Below are 7,167 nucleotides of genomic sequence, written 5' to 3' on the forward strand. Positions count from 1 at the left end.
GTAGGCGGTGCAGCCGCCGGTGCCGGCCAGCACCGTCTCCATCGGTCGCGGCGCCAGGTTGCGGCCGCCGTTCTCCGGCCGGGCCTCGTCCGGGGCGCCGTCCATCATCAGGGTGTGGCCGCTGCCCGTCTCGGCCAGGAAACCCATTCCCGAGCGTGCGCCGGTCGCGCCGGTCCACGTCACTGTGCATTCCATCGCTGTTTTCCTCTGCTTGCGGCCGGTCGTGTTGGGCGCCGGCCACGCCTGCTGCCTGTGCGACAGGGTTGCAATGCACCATGTTGTGCATCGCAACAAACCCGGAGTTATACTCTTGCCCAGAGCATAGCGATTCCGCTAAGCAACGCCGGCCGGGGCGGCAACACCCGGGCGCGGCGCAACGGTTGTCTCCTCCACCTCCTCCATTGGTGGATTTAGCCTCCGGATCGCAAGGTCCGGGGGCTTTTTTCTTTTTTTCCCCTGGTACCGGCCCTGCCCGGCGGGGCCGCCTATGATTTCGCCCGCCATGAAGAAACACCTGCAGCCGCAGGACTACCTCAAGAAGATCCTCACGGCGCGCGTGTACGACGTGGCGGTGGAATCGCCGCTCGAGCCCGCGCGCAACCTCAGCCGCCGCCTGCACAACAAGGTGCTGCTCAAACGCGAGGACCAGCAGCCGGTCTTCAGCTTCAAGCTGCGCGGCGCCTACAACAAGATGGCGCACCTGGCGCCAGAACAGCTCGAACGCGGCGTCATCTGCGCTTCGGCCGGCAACCACGCCCAGGGCGTCGCGCTGGCGGCGCACCGGATGGGCGCCCGGGCCGTGATCGTCATGCCCGTGACCACGCCGCAGGTGAAGGTGGAGGCGGTCAAGGCCCTCGGCGGCGAGGTGGTGCTGCACGGCGACAGCTACTCGGATGCCTACGCGCACGCCAGCGAGCTGTGCGAGCGCGAGCAGCTCACCTTTGTCCATCCTTTCGACGATCCGGACGTGATCGCGGGCCAGGGCACCATCGCGATGGAGATCCTGCGCCAGCACCAGGGCCCGCTCGATGCCGTGTTCGTCGCCATCGGCGGCGGCGGGCTGATCTCCGGCGTGGCCAGCTACATCAAGTCGGTGCGTCCCGAGGTCAAGGTGATCGGCGTGCAGATGAGCGATTCCGACGCGATGGCGCAATCCGTGGCGGCCAACAAGCGCGTCACGCTCGGCGACGTGGGCCTGTTCTCCGACGGCACCGCGGTCAAGCTGGTGGGCGAGGAGACCTTCCGCCTCACGCGCGAGCTGGTCGACGAATTCATGCTGGTGGACACCGACGCCGTCTGCGCCGCGATCAAGGACGTGTTCATCGACACGCGCAGCATCGTCGAGCCGGCCGGCGCGCTCTCCGTCGCGGCGATCAAGCAGTACGTGGCGACGCGCAAGACCCGCGGCGAGACCTACGCCGCGATCCTGTGCGGCGCCAACATGAACTTCGACCGCCTGCGCTTCGTGGCCGAGCGCGCCGAGGTGGGCGAGGAGCGCGAGGCGCTGTTCGCGATCACGATCCCCGAGGAGCGCGGCGCGTTCCGGCGCCTGATCGAGCTGATCGGCACGCTGCCCGGCGGCCCGCGCAACGTGACCGAGTTCAACTACCGCATCAGCAACGCGCAGCAGGCGCACGTGTTCGTGGGCCTCACCACGCACAACAAGGGCGAGTCGGCGCGCATCGCCGCCAACTTCACGCGCCACGGCTTCCAGGCCCTGGACCTCACCCACGACGAACTGGCCAAGGAGCACATCCGCCACATGGTGGGCGGGCCGTCGCCACTGTCGCAGGACGAGCGCCTGCTGCGTTTCGTGTTCCCGGAGCGGCCCGGCGCGCTGCTGAAATTCCTCTCCCACATGCGGCCGACATGGAACATCTCCTTGTTCCACTACCGCAACCAGGGCGCCGACTACGGCCGCACGCTGGTGGGCCTGCAGGTGCCCCAGGCCGACGAGAAGGACTTCCAGGCCTTCCTCGAGACGCTCGGCTACCCGTACGTGGACGAAACGGCGAACCCGGCGTACCAGCTGTTCCTGCGCAACACCGCCGCATGAAGGACCGGGTGCAAGAGCTGCTCGAGCGCCGCAACCTGTTGGCCCACCCGATGGTGGTGGGGCTGCTGTCCGCCCTGGTGTTCGCGATCGTCGGCCTGCTGCTGCGGGGCAATCCGGCCGCGCCGGCCGTGGCGGCGGTGGCCACGCTGGGCGCGGCCCTGCTGCTCACCGGCGCGGCGCAGGAGAGCGCGGTGTTCCGGCTGGCCGCGGTCCTCGGCCAGCCCGCATCCGGGCACGGCACCATGACCCTGGTGCTGCTGCTGGCCGGCCGCATCGCCACCGTCGCCGCGATCGGCGCCGCCTCCGAGGCAGGCGTGCTGGCGGCGTTGCTGGCCGGGCCGGTCGTCGCGCGCTTCGCGCCCCTGCTGGCGGCGCACTGGTCGGCGCACGAGGGCAGCGAGGATGCCGCCGGCCTGCGCGCCGCCGCACTCTGGTGCGTGCTGCCGCTCGCGGTGATGCTGCTGGCGGAGGGCGTGGCGTTCGTGCTGCTGGCGCTCGCCGGCGCGGCGCTGGCGTGGATCGCGTTGCTGCGCTTCCTCCGCAGTCGCCCCGGCGGCTTCGACGAACTGCGCGCCGGCGCCCTGCAGCAGGCCTGCGAGCTGGCCTTCTACCTGGGCGCCTCGGTGGGCGCCTGAGGCGTTTCCACCGGCTGCGGCGGCTCCGGCGCGGCGGCGGGCGCAGCGAAGCGGGGGCGCGGCGACGGGGCGGGCGTCTCCGGCGCGGCGGTGCCGGGCGCCGCGGGCCGGTTGGATGTGTCGAGGCGCAGCTGCGGCAGTTCCAGCGTCAGCAGCGGCTGGCCCTCGCGCGAGGCGATCACGGCCTGGCGCCCGTGCACGGACTGCAGCACCAGGCCTTCGTCGATCGGGCTGCCCACCCGGTAGGAGCGGGCCGGCTTGCCGTCCACCGCGATCACCGCGGCGCCGCCGCCGGAGCGTTCCCCCGCCGCCACCCCGAGCAGCTGGAAGCGGCTGGCCAGCGCCACCTGCGGCGCGGCGGGAGTGATGACGGCGGCCGCGGGCGAGCTGCCCAGCATCCGCGCCAGGGCCACCGGATCGACCGGCCCCACCTGGCGCGGGGCGGCCACGGGTGCGGCGACCGGCGCGGTGGTGGAGGAGAGCTTCAGCCCCCAGTAGGCCGCGCTGCCCGCGGCGAGCGCCCACAGCGCGAAGGTCGCACCGCGCACGATCCAGGGAGCAGGAGCCGGCGTCAGCATGGTCCCGATTATCATTGATGCAAATGTCTTCCTCCTCCGCCCTGCCAAGACGCGCCCGGCTGGCCCGCGGCTTCACCCTGATCGAGCTGATGGTGGTGCTGGTCATCATCGGCGTGCTGGCCGCCCTGATCGTGCCCAACGTGCTGGATCGCGCCGACGACGCGCGCGTGACCGCCGCGCGCACCGACGTCAACAACCTGATGCAGGCGCTGAAGCTGTACAAGCTGGACAACCAGCGCTACCCCACCGGCGAGCAGGGCCTGCAGGCGCTGATCGCCCGGCCCACCAGCGGGCCCCTTCCTCCCAACTGGAAGCCCTACCTGGAAAAGCTGCCCAACGACCCCTGGGGCAAGCCGTACCAGTACCTCAATCCCGGCGTCAAGGGCGAGATCGACGTGATGTCCTTCGGCGCCGATGGCCAGCCCGGCGGCGAGGGCAAGAATGCGGACGTCGGCTCCTGGCAATAGCCAGCCTCCTGCGATACCGCGCCGGCGGGCGACCGGCTTCACGCTGCTGGAGCTGCTGGTCGTCATCGCCATCATCGCGCTCGGTTCCGCCGGCGTCGCCTTCGCGCTGCGCGATGCCGGCGGCAACGCACTGGAGCGCGACGCCCAGCGCCTCGCCGCCCTGCTCGAATCGGCCCGCGCCCGCTCGCGCCTGAGCGGCGAGCCGGTGCGCTGGATCGCCGCCGACGACGGCTTCCGCTTCGAGGGCCTGCCGCCGGAGACGCTGCCGAACCACTGGCTGGCCGAGGACACGCAGGTGAGCGGCCGCCGCGTGCTGGTGCTCGGGCCCGAGCCGGTGATCGGCCCGCAGGCCGTGGTGCTCACCAGCGCCGGCCATCCCGAGCGCACGCTGCGCATCGCCACCGACGGCCTGCGGCCCTTCACCGTCGGCCCCGTGACGCCATGAAGCACGCGCGCGGCTTCACATTGGTCGAAGTGCTGGTGGCGCTGGGCATCGTCGCCATCGCGCTGGTCGCCGGCCTGCAAGCGAGCGCCGCGCTCACCAACAACGCGCAGCGCCAGTCCGACCTGCTGCTCGCGCACCTGTGCGCCGAGAACGAGCTCACGCGCCTGCGCCTCGCGCGCCAGCTGCCGCCGGTGGGGGACAGCCAGCTCGATTGCGAGCAGGGCGGCCAGGTGTTCCAGGTGCGGGTGAAGGTCTCGCCGACGCCCAACCCGAGCTTCCGGCGCGTCGATGCGCAGGTGACCGAGGGCAGTTCACCCATCCTGCGCCTTTCCACCGTGCAGGGGCGCTACTGAATGGCCCCCACGCTCCGCACTCCGTGTCGTCGCTGCCCCCCGAGGGGGCTGATCCGCCTTGGGGCGGCCCGGCGGCGGATCATGAAACGCGCGCACGGTTTCACCCTGGTCGAACTGCTGGTGGCGCTGTTCGCGCTGGCCATCCTCGCCAGCCTGAGCTGGCGCGGCCTCGACGGCATGGTGCGCGCCCGCGAGATCACGGAGAAGCGCGCCGACGAAGTCCTGACGCTGCAGACCGGCCTGGCGCAGTGGGCGGCGGACCTGGAAGCGATCGAGGAATTCGCGCCGTCTCCCGCGCTGCAGTGGAACGGCCGCGTGCTGCGCCTCACCCGCCGCAGCAGCCTGGCGCCGGCCGACGGCATCCGCGTGGTGGGCTGGGCCCGGCGCGAGGGTCGCTGGTTGCGCTGGCAATCGCCGCCCTTGTTCACCCGCGGCGATCTCGAGACCGCCTGGGAGCAGGCCGACCTGTGGTCGCAGAACCCGAACGAGGCGATGCGGCAACAGGAGGTGGCGATCGCGCCATTGGAGGACTGGCAGATCTTCTTCTTCCGCGGCAACGCCTGGACCAATCCGCAGTCCAGCGTCGGCCAGACCGCGGCGCTGCCCGGCACGCCCGGCGCGACGCCGGCCGGCTCCAGCCTGCCCGATGGCGTGCGGCTGATCCTGCAACTGCCCGCGGGCGGCGCCATCGGCGGCCGGCTGCAGCGCGACTGGGTGCGCCCCACGGTGAGCCCCTCGTGACGAAGCGCCAGCACGGAGCGGCCCTGCTGGCCGCGATGCTCACGGTGACCCTGGTGGCCACCTTCGCCGCCGCGGCGCTGTGGCAGCAGTGGCGCAGCGTGGAGGTCGAAGCCGCGGACCGCCAGCGCGTGCAGTCGACGTGGATCCTCACCGGCGCGCTCGACTGGGCGCGCCTGATCCTGCGCGAGGACCGCAACCGCGCCGACTACCTGGCCGAGCCCTGGGCCGTGCCGCTGCAGGAGGCACGGCTGTCCACTTTCCTCGCCGCCGACCAGAGCAACAACGCGATGGGCGAGGATTCCGACGCCGACCAGGTGTTCCTCTCCGGCGAGATCCTCGACCTGCAGGGCCGCCTGAACGCCGGCAACCTGGTGCAGCGCGGGGTCCCGCAAGCGAAATGGGAGCCGGTATTCCGGCGCCTGTTCGACCTCCTGGGCCTGCCGCAGGAGCAGTTCACGCGGATGGAGGAGAACCTGCGCTTCGCCTCCGACATCAACATCGACAACCGCAATGCGGCCCGCGCGCCGCTGGCGCCGCAGCGCGTCGAGCAGCTGGCCTGGCTGGGCCTGGCGCCCGAGACGGTGGCGGCGCTGCAGCCCTTCGTGACCATCCTGCCGGTGTCGAACACCCCGGTGAACCTGAACACGGCGCCGGCCGAAGTGATCTACGCGGCGATGGGCACCATCAGCCTGGCCGACGCGCAGCGCCTGGTGGCGGAGCGCGAACGCAAGCACTTCAGCCGCGTCGAGGACGCGCTCGCCCTGCTGCCGCCGGTGACGCCGCCCGCCACCGGGCCGGACATGAGCCTGCTGGGGGTCGGCTCCGCCTATTTCGAGGTGCGCGGGCGGCTGCGCATCGACGACATCGTGATCGAGGAGCGCTCGATGGTCTGGAAGCAGGGCCAGTCGGTCCACACCCTGCAGCGCGAACGCGGCCCGATCGAAGCCTTTGCCACGACGGAGATCAAGCGCTAGGCGGCAAGCGCCACCTACAATCGCCGCCAGCCCATGAGCACCCTCCTCGTTTCCCTGCCGCTGGAAGCCGCCTCGGGCGCCACCGAGTGGGCGTTCGCGGTGACGCCGGACGGCAGCACGCTGGCGGAGCACGGCCGCACGCCGGCGGCCCTGCTGCCGCAGCCGCGCGGCGCCGGTGCCGAGGTGGTGGCGCTGGTGCCGGTGCAGGCGCTGGCCTGGCACCGCGTGGACCTGCCCAAGGGCCTCGTCCCCGGCACGCCGCGCATGCGCACCGCGCTGGAGGGCCTGCTGGAGGAGCGCCTGCTGGACGAGGCCGAGGCCGTGCACTTCGCGCTGCAGCCCGGCGCGCGTGCCGGCGAGCCGGCCTGGGTGGGCGTGTGCGACCGCGCCTGGCTGCGCACCGCGCTGCAGGTGCTGGAAGCCGCCGGCCGCCCCGTCTCGCGCATCGTGCCGGAGTTCGCGCCCGAGGGCACGCCGGCGCTGGCGGCCATCGGCGACCCGGACCAACCCCTGGTGGTGACCAGCAGCCAGGAGGGTGTGATCCACCTGCCGCTGACGCCGGCCGCCCTGCCGCTGCTGCCCGCGCTGCCGGAAGACGCGCCGCGGCTTGCCGAGCCCGCCGTCGCCGGGCTGGCCGAACAGGTGCTGCAGCAGAAGTTCGCGCTGCAGCAGGCGCCGCAGCGCTGGCTCGCGGCGGCCCGCACCCGCTGGGACCTGGCCCAGTTCGAATTCGCCAGCTCCGCCAAGGCCCGCACGCTCAAGAAGATCGCCGGCCGCTGGGGCGAGGTGCTGAACGCGCCGGCGTGGCGGCCGGCGCGCTGGGCCGCCGTCGCCCTGGTGGCGGTCCACCTGGCGGGGCTCAACGCCTGGGCCTGGAAGGAACGCGCCAGCCTCGACGCCAAGCGCGAGGCCGTGCGC

Annotated in this window: 10 protein-coding genes; 8 read left to right on the forward strand and 2 right to left on the reverse strand. The window is 72.3% G+C overall.

All coding sequences use genetic code 11. From position 1 onward, the window contains the following. Positions 1 to 195: OsmC family protein (locus VFM98_RS04170; RefSeq protein ID WP_414708978.1), on the reverse strand; the 195-nt coding region annotated here is incomplete at its 3' end. Between the two features lie 307 nt (positions 196 to 502). Here VFM98_RS04170 and ilvA point away from each other — a divergent pair. Beyond that, positions 503 to 2,056, forward strand: coding sequence for a threonine ammonia-lyase, biosynthetic (ilvA, locus tag VFM98_RS04175; protein WP_325108642.1), 1,554 nt, complete (start codon positions 503 to 505; stop codon positions 2,054 to 2,056). Positions 2,057 to 2,064: 8 nt separating this feature from the next. Next, positions 2,065 to 2,691 (forward strand): hypothetical protein, encoded by a 627-nt coding sequence (locus tag VFM98_RS04180; RefSeq protein WP_325108643.1) that lies wholly within the window; start codon positions 2,065 to 2,067, stop codon positions 2,689 to 2,691. On the opposite strand, the gene VFM98_RS04185 is transcribed toward VFM98_RS04180, so the two are convergent. After that, positions 2,664 to 3,269, reverse strand: coding sequence for a type II secretion system protein N (locus tag VFM98_RS04185; protein WP_325108644.1), 606 nt, complete (start codon positions 3,267 to 3,269; stop codon positions 2,664 to 2,666). The two genes, VFM98_RS04180 and VFM98_RS04185, sit on opposite strands and share 28 nt — an antisense overlap. Before the next feature lie 23 nt (positions 3,270 to 3,292). On the opposite strand from VFM98_RS04185, the gene gspG reads away from it, so the two are divergent. From gspG to gspL, 6 genes are all read left to right on the forward strand, one after another. Beyond that, the gene (gene gspG / locus VFM98_RS04190) at positions 3,293 to 3,736 is read left to right on the forward strand and encodes a type II secretion system major pseudopilin GspG (RefSeq protein WP_325108645.1); all 444 of its coding nucleotides are present in this window, start codon (positions 3,293 to 3,295) and stop codon (positions 3,734 to 3,736) included. Further along, complete coding sequence (locus VFM98_RS04195; RefSeq protein WP_325108646.1) at positions 3,711 to 4,181, forward strand: prepilin-type N-terminal cleavage/methylation domain-containing protein; 471 nt, start codon at positions 3,711 to 3,713, stop codon at positions 4,179 to 4,181. The genes gspG and VFM98_RS04195 overlap by 26 nt, the downstream gene beginning before the upstream one ends. After that, a complete protein-coding gene (gene gspI / locus VFM98_RS04200) occupies positions 4,178 to 4,534 on the forward strand; it encodes a type II secretion system minor pseudopilin GspI (protein ID WP_325108647.1) in 357 nt (118 codons plus the stop codon). Before VFM98_RS04195 ends, gspI begins: the two co-directional genes overlap by 4 nt. 81 nt (positions 4,535 to 4,615) lie before the next feature. Beyond that, complete coding sequence (locus VFM98_RS04205) at positions 4,616 to 5,275, forward strand: PulJ/GspJ family protein (protein WP_325108648.1); 660 nt, start codon at positions 4,616 to 4,618, stop codon at positions 5,273 to 5,275. After that, complete coding sequence (gene gspK, locus VFM98_RS04210; RefSeq protein ID WP_325108649.1) at positions 5,272 to 6,249, forward strand: type II secretion system minor pseudopilin GspK; 978 nt, start codon at positions 5,272 to 5,274, stop codon at positions 6,247 to 6,249. The genes VFM98_RS04205 and gspK overlap by 4 nt, the downstream gene beginning before the upstream one ends. A gap of 33 nt (positions 6,250 to 6,282) precedes the next feature. Further along, positions 6,283 to 7,167: type II secretion system protein GspL (gspL, locus tag VFM98_RS04215; RefSeq protein ID WP_325108650.1), on the forward strand; the 885-nt coding region annotated here is incomplete at its 3' end.

The organism is Ramlibacter sp. (assembly GCF_035706265.1).
GTDB lineage: Bacteria > Pseudomonadota > Gammaproteobacteria > Burkholderiales > Burkholderiaceae_C > Ramlibacter.

Coding starts and splice junctions, on each gene's coding strand:
- VFM98_RS04205 (WP_325108648.1), top strand. CDS start 4,616: ATGAAACGCGCGCACGGTTTCACCCTGGTCGAACTGCTGGTGGCGCTG.
- gspG (WP_325108645.1), top strand. CDS start 3,293: ATGTCTTCCTCCTCCGCCCTGCCAAGACGCGCCCGGCTGGCCCGCGGC.
- VFM98_RS04185 (WP_325108644.1), bottom strand. CDS start 3,269: ATGCTGACGCCGGCTCCTGCTCCCTGGATCGTGCGCGGTGCGACCTTC.
- VFM98_RS04195 (WP_325108646.1), top strand. CDS start 3,711: ATGCGGACGTCGGCTCCTGGCAATAGCCAGCCTCCTGCGATACCGCGC.
- gspI (WP_325108647.1), top strand. CDS start 4,178: ATGAAGCACGCGCGCGGCTTCACATTGGTCGAAGTGCTGGTGGCGCTG.
- ilvA (WP_325108642.1), top strand. CDS start 503: ATGAAGAAACACCTGCAGCCGCAGGACTACCTCAAGAAGATCCTCACG.